The organism is Veillonella sp. DNF00869 (assembly GCF_001553345.1).
Classification (GTDB): Bacteria; Bacillota; Negativicutes; order Veillonellales; family Veillonellaceae; genus F0422.
Genome location: NZ_KQ960769.1, coordinates 23,400 through 42,077 on the forward strand (window position 1 = coordinate 23,400; position 18,678 = coordinate 42,077).

18 protein-coding genes are annotated in these 18,678 nt (G+C 37.6%); 8 read left to right on the forward strand and 10 right to left on the reverse strand.

Annotated elements, in window-relative coordinates:
- Positions 1 to 369 precede the first annotated feature (369 nt).
- From narI to HMPREF3032_RS04150, 5 genes are all read right to left on the reverse strand, one after another.
- On the reverse strand, positions 370 to 1,041 hold the full coding sequence (narI, locus tag HMPREF3032_RS04130; RefSeq protein WP_062402212.1) for a respiratory nitrate reductase subunit gamma: 672 nt from the start codon (positions 1,039 to 1,041) through the stop codon (positions 370 to 372).
- Positions 1,038 to 1,562, reverse strand: coding sequence for a nitrate reductase molybdenum cofactor assembly chaperone (gene narJ, locus HMPREF3032_RS04135; RefSeq protein WP_009353985.1), 525 nt, complete (start codon positions 1,560 to 1,562; stop codon positions 1,038 to 1,040). The genes narI and narJ overlap by 4 nt, the downstream gene beginning before the upstream one ends.
- A complete protein-coding gene (gene narH, locus HMPREF3032_RS04140; protein ID WP_062402215.1) occupies positions 1,562 to 2,989 on the reverse strand; it encodes a nitrate reductase subunit beta in 1,428 nt (475 codons plus the stop codon). Before narH ends, narJ begins: the two co-directional genes overlap by 1 nt.
- Positions 2,979 to 6,653: a nitrate reductase subunit alpha gene (locus HMPREF3032_RS04145; RefSeq protein ID WP_062402219.1), complete on the reverse strand. Its 3,675-nt coding sequence runs from the start codon at positions 6,651 to 6,653 to the stop codon at positions 2,979 to 2,981. Before HMPREF3032_RS04145 ends, narH begins: the two co-directional genes overlap by 11 nt.
- A gap of 72 nt (positions 6,654 to 6,725) precedes the next feature.
- Positions 6,726 to 7,412: a Crp/Fnr family transcriptional regulator gene (locus HMPREF3032_RS04150; RefSeq protein WP_072270761.1), complete on the reverse strand. Its 687-nt coding sequence runs from the start codon at positions 7,410 to 7,412 to the stop codon at positions 6,726 to 6,728.
- Between the two features lie 311 nt (positions 7,413 to 7,723).
- Between HMPREF3032_RS04150 and HMPREF3032_RS04155 the strand changes: the two genes are divergently transcribed.
- The 3 genes from HMPREF3032_RS04155 (at position 7,724) to HMPREF3032_RS04165 (ending at position 10,219) form a co-directional block, all read left to right on the forward strand.
- The gene (locus HMPREF3032_RS04155; protein WP_009353948.1) at positions 7,724 to 9,061 is read left to right on the forward strand and encodes an MFS transporter; all 1,338 of its coding nucleotides are present in this window, start codon (positions 7,724 to 7,726) and stop codon (positions 9,059 to 9,061) included.
- 177 nt (positions 9,062 to 9,238) lie between these two features.
- Entirely contained in the window at positions 9,239 to 9,427 is a 189-nt protein-coding gene (locus HMPREF3032_RS04160) for a hypothetical protein (protein WP_062402225.1), read from the forward strand.
- A gap of 420 nt (positions 9,428 to 9,847) precedes the next feature.
- Positions 9,848 to 10,219 (forward strand): cupin domain-containing protein, encoded by a 372-nt coding sequence (locus tag HMPREF3032_RS04165; protein ID WP_038145013.1) that lies wholly within the window; start codon positions 9,848 to 9,850, stop codon positions 10,217 to 10,219.
- Between the two features lie 365 nt (positions 10,220 to 10,584).
- Here the strand turns inward: HMPREF3032_RS04165 and jag are convergent, their stop codons facing one another.
- From jag to rpmH, 5 genes are all read right to left on the reverse strand, one after another.
- The gene (gene jag / locus HMPREF3032_RS04170) at positions 10,585 to 11,352 is read right to left on the reverse strand and encodes an RNA-binding cell elongation regulator Jag/EloR (RefSeq protein WP_062402228.1); all 768 of its coding nucleotides are present in this window, start codon (positions 11,350 to 11,352) and stop codon (positions 10,585 to 10,587) included.
- Positions 11,353 to 11,362: 10 nt separating this feature from the next.
- On the reverse strand, positions 11,363 to 12,004 hold the full coding sequence (locus HMPREF3032_RS04175) for a membrane protein insertase YidC (RefSeq protein ID WP_062402233.1): 642 nt from the start codon (positions 12,002 to 12,004) through the stop codon (positions 11,363 to 11,365).
- Positions 12,005 to 12,113: 109 nt separating this feature from the next.
- Positions 12,114 to 12,341: a membrane protein insertion efficiency factor YidD gene (gene yidD, locus HMPREF3032_RS04180; protein ID WP_009353977.1), complete on the reverse strand. Its 228-nt coding sequence runs from the start codon at positions 12,339 to 12,341 to the stop codon at positions 12,114 to 12,116.
- On the reverse strand, positions 12,341 to 12,694 hold the full coding sequence (gene rnpA, locus HMPREF3032_RS04185) for a ribonuclease P protein component (protein WP_062402236.1): 354 nt from the start codon (positions 12,692 to 12,694) through the stop codon (positions 12,341 to 12,343). The genes yidD and rnpA overlap by 1 nt, the downstream gene beginning before the upstream one ends.
- 70 nt (positions 12,695 to 12,764) lie before the next feature.
- Positions 12,765 to 12,899 carry a 50S ribosomal protein L34 gene (gene rpmH / locus HMPREF3032_RS04190; protein ID WP_004692946.1) on the reverse strand — a complete coding sequence of 45 codons (135 nt, stop codon included), beginning with the start codon at positions 12,897 to 12,899 and terminating at the stop codon, positions 12,765 to 12,767.
- 523 nt (positions 12,900 to 13,422) lie between these two features.
- Here rpmH and dnaA point away from each other — a divergent pair.
- The 5 genes from dnaA (at position 13,423) to HMPREF3032_RS04215 (ending at position 18,661) form a co-directional block, all read left to right on the forward strand.
- The gene (dnaA, locus tag HMPREF3032_RS04195; protein WP_062402239.1) at positions 13,423 to 15,063 is read left to right on the forward strand and encodes a chromosomal replication initiator protein DnaA; all 1,641 of its coding nucleotides are present in this window, start codon (positions 13,423 to 13,425) and stop codon (positions 15,061 to 15,063) included.
- Positions 15,064 to 15,330: 267 nt separating this feature from the next.
- Positions 15,331 to 16,443, forward strand: coding sequence for a DNA polymerase III subunit beta (gene dnaN / locus HMPREF3032_RS04200; protein ID WP_062402241.1), 1,113 nt, complete (start codon positions 15,331 to 15,333; stop codon positions 16,441 to 16,443).
- 16 nt (positions 16,444 to 16,459) lie between these two features.
- Positions 16,460 to 16,684: an RNA-binding S4 domain-containing protein gene (locus HMPREF3032_RS04205; protein ID WP_062402244.1), complete on the forward strand. Its 225-nt coding sequence runs from the start codon at positions 16,460 to 16,462 to the stop codon at positions 16,682 to 16,684.
- 2 nt (positions 16,685 to 16,686) lie between these two features.
- A complete protein-coding gene (recF, locus tag HMPREF3032_RS04210; protein ID WP_009353960.1) occupies positions 16,687 to 17,778 on the forward strand; it encodes a DNA replication/repair protein RecF in 1,092 nt (363 codons plus the stop codon).
- Entirely contained in the window at positions 17,768 to 18,661 is an 894-nt protein-coding gene (locus HMPREF3032_RS04215) for a DciA family protein (RefSeq protein WP_062402246.1), read from the forward strand. Before recF ends, HMPREF3032_RS04215 begins: the two co-directional genes overlap by 11 nt.
- Positions 18,662 to 18,678 lie beyond the last annotated feature (17 nt).

Consider the following 18,678-nt stretch of genomic DNA (forward strand, 5'->3'; position numbering starts at 1 on the left):
GCCATTACGAGTAGTAGCCTTGTGGCGTTCTTTACTACCCGAATCACACAAACACAAGAAGCCCGTAACATACCCCTGAACAAACATAACCACTGTATAGTTTGAGAAGGAGTGTGTTACGGGCTTCCTTTTGCCCTATTTAGTTACGATAGCCACAGGCTACATAGCGAAACAAGAGACAACTCTAAGGAGCGCCCCTTTATCGTAGAAAGCCTTGTGGCATTCCTTAACTACCCGAATCACACAAATACAAGAAGAGCACGGCGTGCCCCCAAACAAGCATTATGAAATACCGTTTGAGAGGGGGTATGCCGTGCTCTTCCCTTTGCACTATTCAGTTACAAACGCCACAAGCTTTCATAGAGAAAATTAGCGACGGTCTCGTTTACGATACACGATAAATGGTCGTGCTAAGTAGTTAAATGGTACGCTTAAGCAATGTACTAAACGGCTGAATGGGAATACAATAGCCACAATCATCCAGGATAGCATATGGAACTTAAAGATACCAGGTACGTTTTCCATTAAGGATGGATCTGGCATAGCCATCAATACGCTACGGAACCAAGGTCCAATAGATACACGATAGTCAAAGAATCCAGACGCATTCAATAATGTACCAGCCATACCACTTACGATAGCTAGTGTAAAGAACAAGTACAACCATACATCCATTTTAGATGTGTTTGCACGTAATTCAGGTGTTGTGAAACGACGTTTCATAAGCATTAAGAATCCTAGGATAAATAGGAAACCAGCCACAGCCCCCATATACAATGCGCCTTGATGGTACATATGGTCATCAATACCGATCATAGCAGTCCAAGTTTTAGGAATCAATACCCCTACCACGTGGCCACCAATAACGCAAAGCAAACCAAAGTGGAACAATGGGTTCGCAATACGCAATTGTTTCTTTTCTAAAAATTGACTTGATTTTGTGGTCCAGTTTCTTTCAAAGTAAAAGAAACGAACAAGAGTCCCTACGACAAAGAAGGTGAAAGCGATATAAGGCAGGGCGCCCCATAGAAATAAACTCATAGTACACCGTCCTCCAATCCATTAGCAACAGATAAAATAACATCAAATAAGAATGCATACGGCAGTTTCGCTTCGATGAAACGTTCCCGGATATATTCTAATTTTGGTTTACAGTATTCATAAATTTCTTTTGCTTTTTCTTCTTCGATAAGCGCACATAATTCAAGAATAGCTGGGACAAAGTCTGGCATTTCTTTTGGTAAGTCATAGCCATTTTCAAGGAAAAATGCTTTGTATTTAACAAGTTCTTCTGCTTGTTCCCCTGTACCTTGTAATTCATAAGTAGATAAATACATATTCGTATTTTGACTAAAGTCAAAGGTACGCACATATTGATCTTCAAACTCTTTACGAGGTGTTTCTTCCACATAGTCGAAAAATTCTACCAAGGCTTGACGGAGTTGAGGGTGCGCAACAGATGTTGCGTCCCCCTTCCATTCTTGTAATTCATCATACCAAGTGGCATCGGGATAGCGAAGCAGAAATGACGCGATAAGCGCTATTTTCTGAGCATCATTCATTATTGACATCCCCCTGTAGGACAGGCAAAACCACGTTTATGTTGCATATCTGCACGACCTTCACGGGACGCTTTGATATCTGTAGGAATCACGAAACGATCATTGTATTTAGATAATGCTAATAATTTGTACATTTCGTACATTTGATCTTCTGTTAAATCGATTGGATGCTCAGGAGCCTCTCCACCTACATCGCGACGACGCATATATTCCCGCATATCTAATACACGTTGTAATACGCGAGCTAGTGCATCTGCATTACCTGCTGTAAATAGATTCGCAAGATATTGTACAGGCACGCGCATTTCGTTTGCATCTGGTAAGTATACTTCAGATGTAATGCGTTGTACGATTGGACTCAATGGCGGCACATACCAAACCATTGGTAATGTACGATATTCTGGATGTAGTGGCAAGCCCACTTTCCATTCCTTGATCAATTTGTAAACTGGAGATTTTTGTGCTGCTTTAATCCAAGCTTCACCAATACCTTCTGCACGAGCCGCTTTTACTACTTCTGGATCATGAGGATCTAAGATTAAATCCACTGTATTTTCGTAGATATCTGTATCATCTTTAGTAGCTGCGGCAGCTTCTACTTTATCCATATCATAGAAAACAACGCCTACATAACGCATTCTACCTACGCAAGTTTCCGCACAAATTTGAGGCAAACCATTTTCCAAACGTGGGTAACAGAATACACATTTTTCAGCTTTATTTGTTTCCCAGTTATAGAAGATTTTTTTGTATGGGCAAGATGGTACGCAATGGCGCCAGCCACGACATACGTCTTGAGATACCAGAACCACACCGTCTTCATCACGTTTGTAAATCGCACCAGATGGGCACGCTGCCACACATGCTGGATTCAAACAGTGATTACATAGACGAGGTAAGTAGCGCATGAATACTTTTTCATAGTCAAACACAATATCTTCGCCCATTTTAGCTAAGTTAACATCAGAGCGAGCGTGTTCACCACCAGCCAAATCGTCATCCCAGTTAGGACCCCATTTGATTTCCATTTTTTCTTTTGTTACCAACGAACGTGGACGTGCTACTGGTTGGTTATTTTTACGACCAGAATGGATCAATGTTTCATAGTCATATGTCCATGGTTCAAAGTAGTCTTTCAACTCAGGTTGTTCTGGATGATAGAACAATTTCATCAGACGATTTGTTTTGGAACCTGTAGCCAATGCTAATTTTCCATCGTTACCAACAGTCCAGCCGCCTTTCCATTTTTCTTGGTCTTCCCAATGACGAGGGTAGCCAACACCTGGGCGGGTTTCCACATTATTAAAGTACATATATTCCGCACCTTCGCGGTTTGTCCATGTATTTTTACAAGTGATAGAACATGTGTGACAGCCTAGACACTTGTCTAAATTTAGGACCATAGATACTTGAGCCTTAATCTTCAAGCCAATCTACCTCCTTCATTTTACGAGCCACAATAGTCATATCCCGTTGGTTGCCAGTTGGGCCATAATAATTGAATCCATAACTTAATTGACCATAACCACCAATCATATGTGTCGGTTTCAAATGAATGTGAGTTGGTGCATTGTGTGTACCACCGCGTTGTTTTTTAATTTGTGCAGCAGGTACGTTGATGTGACGGTCTTGGGCATGGTGCATGTAGGAAATACCACGAGGAATACGTGGGGATACTACAGCACGGGCTGCAACGATACCATTTTTATTGAAAGCTTCTACCCAATCATTATCTTGGACATTGATTTCTTTCGCATCATCTTCGTTTAACCAAATTGTTTGTCCACCGCGGAACAATGTTAACAATTGTTGGCTATCGAAGTACATACTATGTGTAGACCATTTATGATGTGGTGTTAAGTATTTCAATGTGATTTGAGGAACACCCTCTTGTGCATAATCACCTTTCACTGGTGCGTAGGACAAGACTGGTTTGTAAAGCGCCATAGCCTCACCATAGTCACGCATCATTTCATGGTCACAATAGAAGGATTGACGACCCGTAACCGTACGGAATGGAACTTTATCCTCAGTAGATGTTGTAAATGGAGAATAACGACGGTCTTTATTATTTTTACCTGTACTTGTCACAGATGGAATGATAAAGCGTGGTTGACGTACCATATCGTCGAAGGTAATGCGTTCTTCTTCACGACCTTTTGCATTCTTTTGAAGATCTGTTAAGCCTGTTTTTTCTTCCATAGCCTGCCAAGAACGAACTGCTAATTTACCATTCGTACAAGAGGACAAGGTTAACACAACATTACAAGCTTCACGTGCTTCGTAGATGCTAGGACGACCATGAGATACGAAACCTGGTTGGTCGATCGTTCCATTTTGTTCATATAAGGATTGATATTCATCTGTTACATCCCATGCTAAACCATGAGCGCCTACTTTATTTTCAATATTAGGACCTAAGCCGATGAATTTTTCAAAGATTTTACTGTAATCACGTTTTACGTGTACAAGATTTGGCATAGTTTTACCTGGAATTGGTTCACATTCGCCTTTGCTCCAGTCTAATACTTTACCCAATGGTTGAGCCACTTCGCCTGGGCTGTCATGACCCAATGGTTGTGCTACGATATCTTCGTATTCAGTGAAACCAGACTCTTTCGCTACGCGAGATACAGTTTCTGCCAAAGTACGGAATGTATCCCAGTCAGATTTAGTGTCCCATGCGCAATCAACAGCCGCTTGGAATACGTGCACGTATGGATGCATATCTGTGGAAGATAAGTCTTGTTTTTCGTACCATGTTGCTGCAGGGAATACGATATCGGAATATAACGCCGTAGAAGCCATACGGAAATCGATGTCGATCAACAAGTCTAATTTACCTGTTTCAGGAGCTTCACGCCAGTTGATTTCTTCTGGACGTACTGGTGCATCTTCATCTTCTAATACGCCATTTTTTGTACCTAATAAATATTTTAAGAAGTACTCATGACCTTTAGAGGAGGAACCAATCAAGTTCGAACGCCATACGAACAAGTTGCGTGGATGATTTTCTTTCGCAGAAGGATCTTCTACGCAGAATTTCAACTCTTTATTTTTCAATGCTTGTACGATGTATTGGTTAATTTCAGCTTCAGTACCTGCACCTGTCGCACGAGCATCATTGATTAAATCTTGATAGTTACGGTTGAAAGTAGGGTAGGACGGCAACCAACCTAAACGAGCAGCCAATACATTATAGTCACCAGGGTGTCTGTAACGAGGTGTGGCTAATTTAGATACACGGTCTGCTAGGTCAATGCAGTCAGAACGATATTGTTCTGTAGCAAAGTAGAACCAAGATGTACCATTTTGTAAACGAGGTGCTTTACTCCAGTCGTTCGCTGTCATAATGCCAGCCCAACCTTCTACAGGACGTAATTTTTCTTGTCCTACATAGTGAGCCCAGCCACCGCCGTTAACGCCTTCTGTACCACAGAACATGATCAAGTTAAGGATCGTACGGTAAATTATGTCAGCATGATACCAGTGGTTGATACCAGCGCCCATGATGATCATGGAGCGACCTTTTGTTTGTTCTGCGTTGTCTGCAAATTCACGAGCTGTACGAATCACTACGTCTGCTTTCACGCCAGTAATTTTTTCTTGCCATGTTGGTGTATATGGAGTGTCTTCTTCATAGCTAGTCGCCACTTCACCGCCTAAACCACGATCGATACCATAGTTAGCAAGAATCAAGTCGTAAACTGTTGTTACTTGTACAGGACCTTCTTTAGTTTGTACTGTCATAACAGGAATAGCACGTTCAATAATACCTTCATGAGCTTCGTCACCGAAGTATGGTAATTTAACTAATGCTACGGAATCACGTTGGTCGATGACAGATAAACGAGGAGATATTTTTTCTCCTGTTGCACGGTTTTCAAGACGTAAATTCCATTTTTTAGGATTTGTATGACGATCACCTAATGTACCATTTGGTGCCACTACTGTATTCGTAATTTCATCGATAACGACAGTGTGGAAATCAGCGCCATCTTCTGTGCTACCTAAATCTTGATTGTTCAAGAAACGGCCCGCTTGTAAAGCACCATTGATTTCTTCTACACGTACTAAGAATGGTAAGTCAGTAAACTCTTTCGCATATTCTTTGAAATATGGAGTTTCTTTATCTACATAGTATTCTTTCAGAATGACATGACCCATTGCCATTGCCATCGCTGCATCTGTACCTGCTTTTACATTCAACCAAGTGTCGGAGAATGTAGTAGATTCTGCATAGTCAGGAGATACAGAGACTACTTTTGTACCTTTATAACGTACTTCTGCCAAGAAGTGAGCATCCGGTGTACGAGTCAATGGTACATTGGAACCCCATGTAATGATGTAACCTGCATTGTACCAGTCACCAGATTCTGGTGTATCAGTTTGTTCACCCCAAACTTGTGGGCTTGATGGCGGCAAATCAGCATACCAGTCATAGAAGGAAAGTGGAGTACCACCCATAAGGTTCAAGAAACGCGCACCACCTGCATAGGACAACATGGACATAGCTGGAATTACAGAGAATCCTGCGTTGCGGTCTGGACCATATGTTTTTGCTGTATATAATAAGGAAGCTGCTACGATTTCTGTAGATTCATCCCAAGTAGAACGTACAAAGCCACCCATACCACGAGCAGATTTATAACGTTTTGCTTTTTCAGGATCTTCTACAATAGATTTCCATGCTTCGATAGGATTTTTAGCAGTTTTCTTCGCTTCTCTCCAAAGCTCGATCAATTCACCACGTACATATGGATATTTTACGCGTAGTGGGCTGTATAAATACCAAGAGAAAGTAGATCCTCGAGGGCATCCACGTGGTTCGTAATCTGGCATATCATCTGGTGTTTTAGGATAATCAGTTGCTTGATTTTCCCACGCTACAACACCATTTTTTACGTAAATATTCCAGCTACAAGAACCAGTACAGTTTACGCCATGTGTGGTGCGGACTACTTTATCGTAGGACCAACGGTCACGATAAAAATTTTCCCATTCACGACCACCTTCTTCTGTGATTTGATGGCCTGTTGGAGATACGTCCTTCTTGCGAAGAAACTTAAATTTTTGAGATAAAAGACTCATCTCATGTCCTCCTTAAAAATACAAAAAAACCCTTGCCTTCGTAGTGCTCACAGCAAGGGGGGATAACCTTAATCATTCGATATTGCTAATATTAGGATCGATAGTTTCTATATCTAAATCTAGCAAATCGATTAATGCATCAAAGTCACAGATTACCAGATGGTGTTTATCATAGGCTACATAGCCTAACTTTCGTAACTCACTTAGCATGCGGTTTAAACCTTCCCGTGATGTGGCAGTAAATTCAGCTAATTCTTGGTTACTCAAAGCAATATCGATATAAATACCGTCATCACGTTTGATACCATAGCTATTAGCTAAACGCAATAATGTAGAATAAAATGCACCTTTCTTACCGTATAATAATAAGTCTCTATACTTAGCTTGTTGTCGACGCATATGAAGTGTATAAATCTTCATCATCGTAATCGCTAATGAATGATCCTTAGCTATAGCAGGTTCTAATACATCATACCGTATGCAATAGACCGAGCAATCTTCTCTTGCTATGGCATTAAATACATACGATCTCGTATTCGTCTCATACAAAGGAACTTCTCCAAGCACATTATTTTTGCCTACTAAACGCAGTGCAAAGGTATGTCCAGTGGATTCAAATTTCTTAATACTCAGACGCCCTCTCTGAACGATATAAAAGTGTTCTGCCTTATCGCCTTCGTGAAATAAAAATTCTCCCTTTTTCAGATGAATTACTTCACCCGGCAATGCTAGCAATTGATTGATTAACTCCTGTTCCATACTGTCACCATACATCTTTCAGTAACATTGATACTTATGAAGTTTTACTGCTTTCATCATACCAATCCGTCACATACATTTTAAATTTTGCGTACATTACCATTATAACTTATTAATAATTATATAAGTTGTGCTTTTTATCACATTCACATTATATTATATCTTATATAATAAGTGTGTGATTTTAGGCACATATTATAATGAAAGTATGGCATAAGTCAATATTTTTTTATACTAATTTGTGTCTTCGATTTACTGTGATACAAAAAGTATCACAAGTTGTACGTTGAAAGGATTAAAGGAGTGTTCTCATGTCAGAGATGAAAATGCCTCAAGTGGGTGCGAGCCGCAAAGAAATTATTGCGAACTGGCAACCAGAAAATCCCGAATTTTGGGAAAAGTTTGGCAAAAAAATTGCTAAACAAAACTTGGTAGTTTCTACCATTGCATTAACGTTATCATTTTGCGTATGGTATTTATGGTCAACCATCGCAGCACAATTAAATGGAGCTGGATTCCATTTCACAACAGAACAGTTATTTACACTGGCTGCCTTCCCAGGTTTAGTAGGTGCTACATTCCGTTTTATTTATACTTACATGCCAGCTTTAATAGGTGGTAGAAACTGGACTTTTATTTCTACAATTATTTTATTAGTACCTGTAGTATGGTTAGGCTATGCTGTACAAGATACAACAACATCTTATGAAACATTCATGATCTTAACAGCTTTGATCGGTTTAGCCGGCGGTAACTTCTCCTCCTCCATGGCTTACATCGGTAACTTCTTCCCTAAATCTGAAAAAGGTACCGCTCTTGGCATTAATGGTGGTATTGGTAACCTTGGGATCTCCGTTATCTATTTCTTAGCTCCATTCGCTATGGGTTCTGCTACATTAGGTAATATCTTCGGTGTCACACCAGCTATCGTTAAAGGCAATGCAGTATACTTAGCCAACGCGGCGTTTATGTGGATTGTGCCTTTAGTAATTATCTTAGCGTGCATGACTCGTTACATGGATAACTTGCCACTAGCAAAACCTAATCCTAAAGCGCTGGCTCAAATTTTTAGCAACAAACACACATGGGCTATGACATTGTTATATACATGTTCCTTCGGTGCCTTCTCTGGATATGCAGCAGCACTTGGTCTACTTGTTAAAACAGAGTTCCCTGAAATTCCATTTGCTCACATCGCATTCGTGGGACCTTTAGTATCTGCCAGCCTTCGTCCAGTAGGTGGTTGGTTAGCTGACAAAATCAATAGCGGTACAAAAATTACTTTCATCGGTTTGATTGGTTTATGTATCACTACTGTATTAATCGCTGTAGGCGTGGATATGCATCACTTCGACTTTTTCTTTGGAATGACTGTATTAATGTTCGTATCCTGCGGTTTCGTAACAGGATCTACATTCCGTATGATTCCTCACATCTTCACAGATGGATTACAATCTTCCTTAATTGCTGGTTTCGTAGCGGCAGTTGCTGCGTACGGTGCGTTCATTACACCAAAGATCTTTGGTTATGTGTACACAACATTTGGAAGTATCCACCCAGCATTCGCAGTATTACTAGCTTTCAATATCGTAACAGTATTCGTATGTTACTGGTTCTACGTTCGTAAAGCAGCTAACATGAATGTATAATTAAATCTGATAAAAAAGAGCACGGTTCAGGCCGTGCTTTTTTGTATGCTTAACGATTCTGTTGTGCCATATGAGTTGTATTGAAAGTTACTAGAATTTGCTATTGATTCGCCTATTGTAATATTTAATCGCCTAAAAATATGGTATAATTAGGCGAATATAGAAAGGAGTAGGCGAATGAAAACTTTTAATTATTCACTCTATGAAAGTACTCTATGGGATAGTGAAATTATTAATTTATTAGCACAGATCCATGAACACAAGGGAAAACAGGAACTATTCATACAACAAAAGCCTGCTGTGCTAGATACACTAGTGGAAATTGCAAAGATTCAAAGTATTGAATGCAGTTCCAATCCTAAGTAAATCCACCATAGAAAATATGTTGAAACAATTAGTAGAAGAAAAGTACATTGAACGACACGGAAAAGGGAAAGCCACCTTTTATGTGAAGAAATAATATACCAATGAATTTAATTATACTAAACTAGTAATGCCTCGCCAACTAGTTTTACCATTGGATTATGGCATGTTGATGATAAAAGAAACAGCTCCTATGCGGTTACTCGATGCTGTATTGAAGGAATTAGACTATAAAGAGTTACAGCATTTGTATTCTTCTAAAGAAAATTTGTCAACTGATCTTGACAATATCAAATCCCATTGTTGTCATAAGGATTGGTTTGTTGTAAAATGAAGTTGAATAGCGAAGGATATGACGATGATTACTTTAACTGAGCACCCTAAAACGATATAAAATACGAATTTTTGAAAGGAGCAAACATCATGGTAAATGAAATCACAAACGATTTTGCAACGCGACGTTTTCGCGTGGCAAATGTGGCAAAGGCGGGCAATGTCGCAACGCGCACGCCAATCTACAGCACGGAGTCAACGAGCGGTGTCGTCTGGGTCATAAAGCCTGGGCAGACGATTCAGCCGCACGGTCACGCCAATGCAGATGATATATGGATTTGCATTGAGGGAGAGGGCGTCTTTTACCCTACCCCCGGAGAGGAGCACCCCATCGCGAAGGGCGATGTCATCGTCTCAGCGAAGGGCATGTGCCACGGGATGAAAAATACAGGCACGAAGGACTTTGTCTTTGTTGGCATCCTTGCCCCCGTCCCTGCGGATTATTTCCCCATCGAGCCGTAAAGAGTCTGTAGACAGTAGGAACTGATCTTGACAATATCAGTATCACCCTATGGGAAATTAATAACCGTGGATATAACTGAACCACTAAATAGCTATATAAAACCTAATAACTATATTATTTCTTTTTAATATATACACCATATAAAAAGGGGCTGTAACAAAACAGCCCCTTAAACTAAAAAAGCTATGAGTTGATTTTATATATTCAACTCATAGCTTTTTTCTATATTTCTAAGAAAAAGGACCCCGAAGGGCCCTCTTCATAGTTATAGATAATCTGTTACTATATGCCACAAATCATCTATTGTCATCTCTACAGATATGCATATACATCAATATAAAAGTTGATGATATATAGTAGAAGTCTATCGTTTGTAATAAATTACAATATGACGATATGGTTCTTGTCCTTCGCTATCTGTTTTGATATTTTTTTCGTTTTGCAAAGCTAAGTGAATAATTTTTCGTTCAAAAGCATTCATTGGTTCTAAAGCAATTTTTTGACGTGTACGTCGTACTTTAGCACCTAAGCGATGTGCCAATTGAATCAAAGTTTCTTCACGACGGGAACGATAATTTTCTACGTCCACAACAATTTGGCAACGACGGCGAACTTCTTTATTAGCCACAAGATTTGTTAAATATTGAATGGCATCTAATGTTTGACCATGTTTACCAATCAAAATACCTAAGTCTTCTCCATGTACTTGGAATGTGATCTTATCTTTAGTAGTCAATTTTTCAATCTGTACAGATAAACCCATCTTTCCAAACATGCCTAATAAAAATTCTTTACCTGTATCGGCAATGAAATCTTGTTCTGCTTTTGTAATACCATCTTCGACTACCACAGGAATTTCAGTTTCCACTGTTTCCACAGTGTCTACCGCTACTTCCGTTACAATTTCTACAACCGGTACTACTGGCTCTTCCGTAACAGCTGTATGAGTTACCGCTGCTGCTTCAAAGTATACTCGAACAAGAGCATCTTTTTTACCAAAGCCTAAAAAACCTTTTGATGGCTCTTCTAACACTTTCACAGACGTAACAACACGACCTTGAGATTCAATTTGGGCTGTTGCTTGTGAAGTTGCCTCTTCAATCGTTTTTGCTGACACTTCAATGTAATCCATGCCTAGCCTCCTATTTGTTATTACGATAAATTAATGTTTGTTGTGCTAATTGGAATAGATTTGAAACTACCCAGTAAATTACCAATCCACTAGCAAAGTTTAAACTAATATAGCCAATGAATAGTGGCATAAAGATATTCATAATCTTTGCTTGTTGATTATTACCACCGCTAGCAGATGTTTGTTTACTCATGATGTAAGTAGACAAGGCAGATAACACTGGTAATACATAGATTGGATCTGGATCACTCAAATTTGGTAACCATAAGAATTGCGCATATTGAGGATCATATGGATATCCTTGCAATGCATAGAATATAGCAATCAAGAATGGCATTTGCACAAGAAGTGGTAAACAACCAGCTAATGGGTTGATGCCTAAGTCTTTGTACATTTTCATAATTTCTTGCTGTGCTTTTTGTGGATTGTCCTTATATTTGTCTTGGATGGCTTTCATTTTTGGTTGTAAATCAGCCATGCCTTTCATAGACTGCACTTGTTTTTGTGTCAACGGTGCTAATATAAGTTTAATAACAATGGTAAGCAAAATAATCGCGATACCATAGCTCGGGAAGCCCATCGCTTTTGTGCCCAAAAACGAATATTCCACAAGGCTTCTCATAAAATCTACTAAATATTGAAAGATTTCCATGTCTACTCCTTTTTTTGTTCTCTGTAGTATACACCTTTGTGTACCCATATACGTTATGGTATGGTCTATATTTCATCCATACAGGTACTCAGGTATTTCCAAAACTGTGCTACGGCAAAGGATCATATCCACCCTTATGAAAGGGATGGCATTTCAAAATCCGTTTTATGCCTAAATAGCTACCTTTTAAAGGTCCATACCGTCGCAATGCTTGCAACATGTACATCGAACAGGTGGGATAAAAACGACAAGTACTTGGCTTTAAAGGAGATAGAGCATATCGATAGAACTGAACTAATCCAATTAACAAGTAATTTACAAGTTTACTAATACCCATTAGTTTCTATCCTTTACTAATTTACATTTTTTGAATAGACGCATCATTTCACGTTCTGCTTGTTCATACGTAGCATTGGCTAAATAACCTCGACCTACAACTACAATATGATGACCTTCGCGCAATTCATGTTGATGCAGACGATACACTTCTTTCATCAAACGTCGTGCTCTGTTGCGCTGTACTGCGCCACCTACTTTTTTACCTGTGACGAAACCAATTTTACTTTTTTGCTTTGCCACTGGCATATGATAGACCACACAAAGACGTCCCACTTCATAGCGACCGTGCTTATACACTAATTGATATTCATTGTTTTTCCGTATTCTTCTATCTTTTGTTAAACTATTCATAGTTATCCTTTAATACCGTACATACAGAAAAACTTGGCTGTACGGCCAAGTTCTCTAGCTGTATATTTGATTATGCAGATAAGCGTTTTCTGCCTTTAGCGCGTCGACGTTTTAATACTAGACGGCCACCGATGGTTTTCATACGTTCACGGAAACCATGAGTACGTTTTCTCCAAAGTGTATTTGGTTGGTAAGTACGTTTCATTACAACAACACCTCCTCATGATAGGTTTATTTTTTCGTATACCATAACATAGTAATTATATGTATAAACCCTAATTCTGTCAATATAAACCTTGTTTTTAATAGCATATATATAAACGATATGTAATATTGTTGTAATAGATATCTATATACATCTATAAATATCTCATATCTTTTATGATACTCTTTATTTCCTTATGCTAAATTCTTTACTTTCATTATAACTTTTATAGTAATAAGTAAAGATTTTTGGGAAGAACTATAGAAAAGTAAAAATGAATCCCAGAGAATGCATAGTAAAGAAAAAAAGTTTTTGGTATAATAATGACATACACCAACGAAGGGTTATAAACAAGTATTTTTATTTTTCACATGTTATCCACTGACTTATTCACATTATTGTGGATAGAAACAATTCTACTTATTATCTTGTTTATGAACTCTTTTTCTTTGTCTAATTTTTAGTTATCCACATTATGATGATGTGGACAAATAATTCTTATACACATGCAGGAAGGTTTATTATGAGTGACTTAGATCTTTACTCCCTATGGGACCAAGTGATGCAAAAAACAAAAACGAAAATGCCCCAGCAAATGTGGGATTCCTTGGTTGTTAATTCATTGATGCCCTATTCTATGACATCTACTATTTTGACTTTATTTGTTATGGATCCTAGCAAGCTAAAATATATTCAAACCCCATTAGTCCATAACCAAATCGTAGAGGCAGCAAAAAGTTTACTCCCTACCTTGCAGACCATCGACTATTTAACAGATACGGCAACGGTAAATGCATCTCCTGCGGAACAGATGAGTACACCTCCTACAGAGATTCCCCCTATGCCGCCTATCGATATGCCTTCTATTGAAGACACAACAATAGAAAGCTCTCCATCTCCTATCATCCCTCCCCCTTGGGATGCAGAAGAGTATAATGAAGTATTACCAGAAGGAGTAAGCCGTCCTAGTTATGATTCTCCTGTCATCATTCAAAGAAATACTTCTCCTTCACAAGGCATTCAAAGACCAGTCCCTGCCGATTTATTTGCTTCTAAAACAACCGTTCCTGTACCACCTGTACAACGAAACATGAGTAGTTCTTCAAAATCACATCTAAATCGTGCTTTCACTTTTGATAATTATATCGAATCTAATTCTAACCGTATGGCTTTCAGTGCTGCGAAAGCAGTAGCTGAAAATCCAGGACTTCGTTACAATCCACTATATATTCACGGTCAATCTGGTCTTGGTAAAACCCATTTAATGCATGCTATTGGCAATGAAATTTTAGCCCTCAATCCATCTGCTAAAATTATGTCTATTACCAGTGAAGATTTTATGAATAGTTTTATTGAATCATTACGGACAAAAACACCGGATCAATTCCGTCGTAACTTCCGAGATATCGATGTACTCATCATTGACGATGTACAATTCTTAGAAGAAAAAAATAAGAAAACGACGCAAGAAGAGTTTTTTAATACCTTCAATCATTTATTGAGTCACAATAAAGCGGTTATCCTGTCTAGCGATAAACCACCAAAAGATTATAAAGAAATGGAAGAACGCTTAATCACACGATTCAACAGTGGTCTTACTGTAGAAATTGAAGCACCAAATCCTGAGATGATTGAAGCCATCATCCATGAGGAAATCGATCATCGTCGTAGTGAATACCCAACCTTATATGTTCCAAAAGAGGTTATCCACCTATTTGCACAGTATTTTAATAAGCGAAATATTCGTGAACTAAAAGGCGCCTTTGAAACATTAATTACACAAGCGGCTATTACAAATCGATTAGAAACAATTGATGTAGAATTTACAAATAAGGCAATTAAAGACTTTATCATCCATACAGAAAAAATTGTATTATCCATTAAGTATATTCAAGAATTTATAGCAGATTACTTTAAAATCAAGCTAGAACATTTAGTAAGTCAAAAACGAAATAAGCAATATGCTCATCCACGCCAAATTGCTATGTATTTAGCTCGTGAATTAATCAATGAAAGTTACCCTCAAATTTCCTTTGCTTTTGGTAAAAAAGACCATACTACCGCATTACATGCATATGAAAAAATTTCTAGAGAAATAGAAAAAGACCAAGATTTACGACATACTATCGATCGTATTCGCAAAGAATTAGAAGAAGCAAAGTAATATTAAATTTGTGTATAAGTATGTGTTTAACTTGTTTACATTTTGTGATTACATTGTTAACAAACATACACTTACACACAAGGTATTTATAGACCTGTTACTATGTGGATATATAAAATTTTCTAATCCCAATGTTGTAAACATGTGTAAAACATTGAAATTTATAAGTTTTATGGACCTATCCACTTATACACGCGTCCTACTACTACGTCTACTACTTTAAATAAAAAACTTTAACATAGTTATATTAGTCATAAGGAGTTAATAATGAAACTTCAATTTAACAAACATGAATTAGTGAAAGCCATGTCACTATTCCAACGTGTAGCAAGTAATAAAACAAGCTCTAATTTACCAGGATCTATTTACATTTCTACAAAAGATAACTACGTAGAATTACAAGCTAACGATTTTGAAATTGGAATGAGATCCCAAGTAGATGCTACTATTCTTGAACCTGGTACTATTGTAGTAGGTTCTAAATACTTTCAAGAAATTCTAAAAAAATTACCAGGTGAACAAGTAGAATTATATAAGCCAGACAATTCTAATCAATTACAGATTAAATCTGATCATTCTGAATTTAAACTTGTGACTATGCAAGTAGAAGATTTTTCCTTGGTGGAACAAATCCAAGATGATAATAGTATTATGATTGACGGAGAACAGCTAAAACAATTAATCGACTTAACTGTATATGCTACTTCTACGGATACAGATCGGCCTATCTTCTGTGGTACCTTAGTGGAAATTGAAGGCAATGAGCTTACTATGGTAGGCACTGATACACATCGTATGGCTGTTAAAAAAGTAACCTTAGATGCAGCTCTTGAAAACCCAATGCGTATTGTCATTCCAAAACGCACTGTAGAAGAAGTATCCAGAGTATTACCATCGGATCAACCTGTTATGGTTAAATTAATTTGGAATAGAAATCAAGTAGCTATTGTATTTGATACTGTATATATTATTTCAAGATTAATTGAAGGTACATATCCTGATTATAAACGTGTTATTCCTGCTAAATTCGATGCTAGTGCTATTTTAAATCGTCGTGAATTTGCTAGTTCCTTAGATCGTGTCTATTTTATGGCGAAAGATATGAGTTATTCTGCCATTCGCTATGACTGGGAAGAGAATCAAGTTACATTAAGTTCTCAAAGTGCTGATATTGGTATGGTAAAAGATATTGTTTTATGTACCTTTGAAGGAAATCCTTTCACTATTAATTTTAACGGTAAATATATAGATGAATTATTGAAACATAGCACAGGTGAAAGAATTCATATGTACTTACAAGAACAAGGGGCTATGGTAATTCGTCAAGATAATAATGACCATTACACCTATGTGGTAACACCAGTTCATACACATAATTAAGAGAAAAGAGGAAATTATGAATCAAGAAACTGTATCCATTCATACAGAGTATATTCAATTAGATCAACTGTTAAAATATGCCAATGTATTATCAACAGGTGGTCAAGTTAAAGTGTTATTAGAAGAAAATAAAATCATTTTAAATGATGTAGTAGTTACAGAAAAACGTAAAAAAATCTATCCTAATGATGTAGTAACCATTGCTAATGAAATAAGAATTACTGTGGTGAAGGAGGCTTAATTGTGTATGTGACTGAATTGGAACTCATACATGTTCGCAATCATCGTCATAAAACTATTACTTTCACACCAGAAATCATTGTCATCCATGGTCCTAATGGAAAAGGGAAAACAAATATCCTAGAATCTGCTTATATTGCCACGATGGGACATAGTCATCGTACATCGGATATGAAAGATGTCATTTCTTGGAATGAGGATGAGGCTAGTATTATCGTTCACTTTATGAAAGCTGATACGCCTCATACGTTGCAGATTAAATGGGGGCGTCAAGGAAAAAAAGTCATTCGTTTGCATGATAATCCTCTATCGCAAAAAGAATTAGTAGGCACTTTGAATACAGTCATTTTTTCTCCAGAAGATTTAGATTTAATTAAGGGAACTCCTTCCTTACGTCGTCGTTTTTTAAATATGGAAATTAGTCAGACTAGTCCTCAATATTATCATCAGCTTACGATGTATCAGCGAGCTGTACAACAGAGAAATCGTATACTTAAAGAATATAGTCATACGAGTAAGGTACCAGTACAAGATTGGGATGAACAAATAGCTACATTAGGCTCACAAATTATTCAAAAACGATTGGAAAGTTTAAAAAAATTAAATCAATTAATGGATTTAATGAATCGGAAACTAACCAATGGTAAAGAAGATTTGCGATTGCAATATACTCAACCTTATAGTGAGAAACAACTATTAGTAACAAAAGATGCTTTATTACAGGCTTTACAAGAAAATTTATCAGAGGATCGGCGACGGTTACAAACATCAGTGGGACCTCATCGTGATGATATTATCTTTTATTCAGGTTCTATGGATTTAAAACGATTTGGATCACAAGGACAACAACGGACAGCAATTTTATCAGTTAAGTTAAGTGAATTAGAATATATTAAATCGGAAGTAGGAGAATATCCTATTTTACTATTAGATGATGTACTCAGTGAATTAGATCAGGAACGTCGATCTAATTTAATCAAATTCATTCATAAACGTGTACAGACAATTATTACTACTACTGATACAACAGATACAATGGACTTAGACAAGGTGCAGTATATAGACTTGACGGAGGAAATGATACATGGAGAGTAATCTAGAATCTTTTACAGGAGTAATGGATCTTCGTGATGCTATGTTACAAGAACTAGGCATTTATGAAATGTATCGACTTATGAAACTCTATCATGATTGGGAATCTGTCGTAGGACCTATGGTGAATGGACAAGCAAAATTAGTGCACATAAAGCCACCTGTTATCGTAGTTGAAATTGGTCATACTGTATGGATGCAAGAGATGACTATGCGCAAACCACAGTTATTAGAAGCATTGTGTGAGTATTATGGAGAATCTATTATTACAGATATCAAAGTACAGCTCCCACGACGTGCTTTACAAGATCAGCTTGTATCAGGGGATGCCTTAGATATGACACCTGTTTATGAGGAAATCATAGACTTTCAACAAATTGTATTGCCCTCTGAGATTGTGCAAAGTATAGAAGATTCTGTTCGTGTAATTCGCCATGAGGAACTTCGACAAAAAGTATTACAAACACGCATGGAGCAAGCGAAGAAAGAATTTGTACTACAGCAAGAGCATTTTCATCAATGTCCTACCTGTGGTCGTTGGCAATCGGAAGGTTCTGCGAAGGTATGCCCTCAGTGTGAATATAAAAAGTATAGACATATCATTCGTACGGTAAAAGGTTTATTGAAGGATTATCCTCATTATAAGTATGACCAAATGAAAGCAATTGCTCCTTGGTGCACCTATGAATGGTATGAAGTGGCAAAAGAAGAAAGTATTTATTATTATTTAACTCGCTTGTTCCAAGGATCTACGGATGCGAATGATATGTATTGGGCTACTATGTTAATTACATCGAAATCGCAAGAAGAATTGTCTTATGAAGAAGTTGTAAATATTACAAATAAGTATCGTTGGAATGAAACAGATAAAATGCAAGTGAAATAAAGGCTTAGACTTTCACA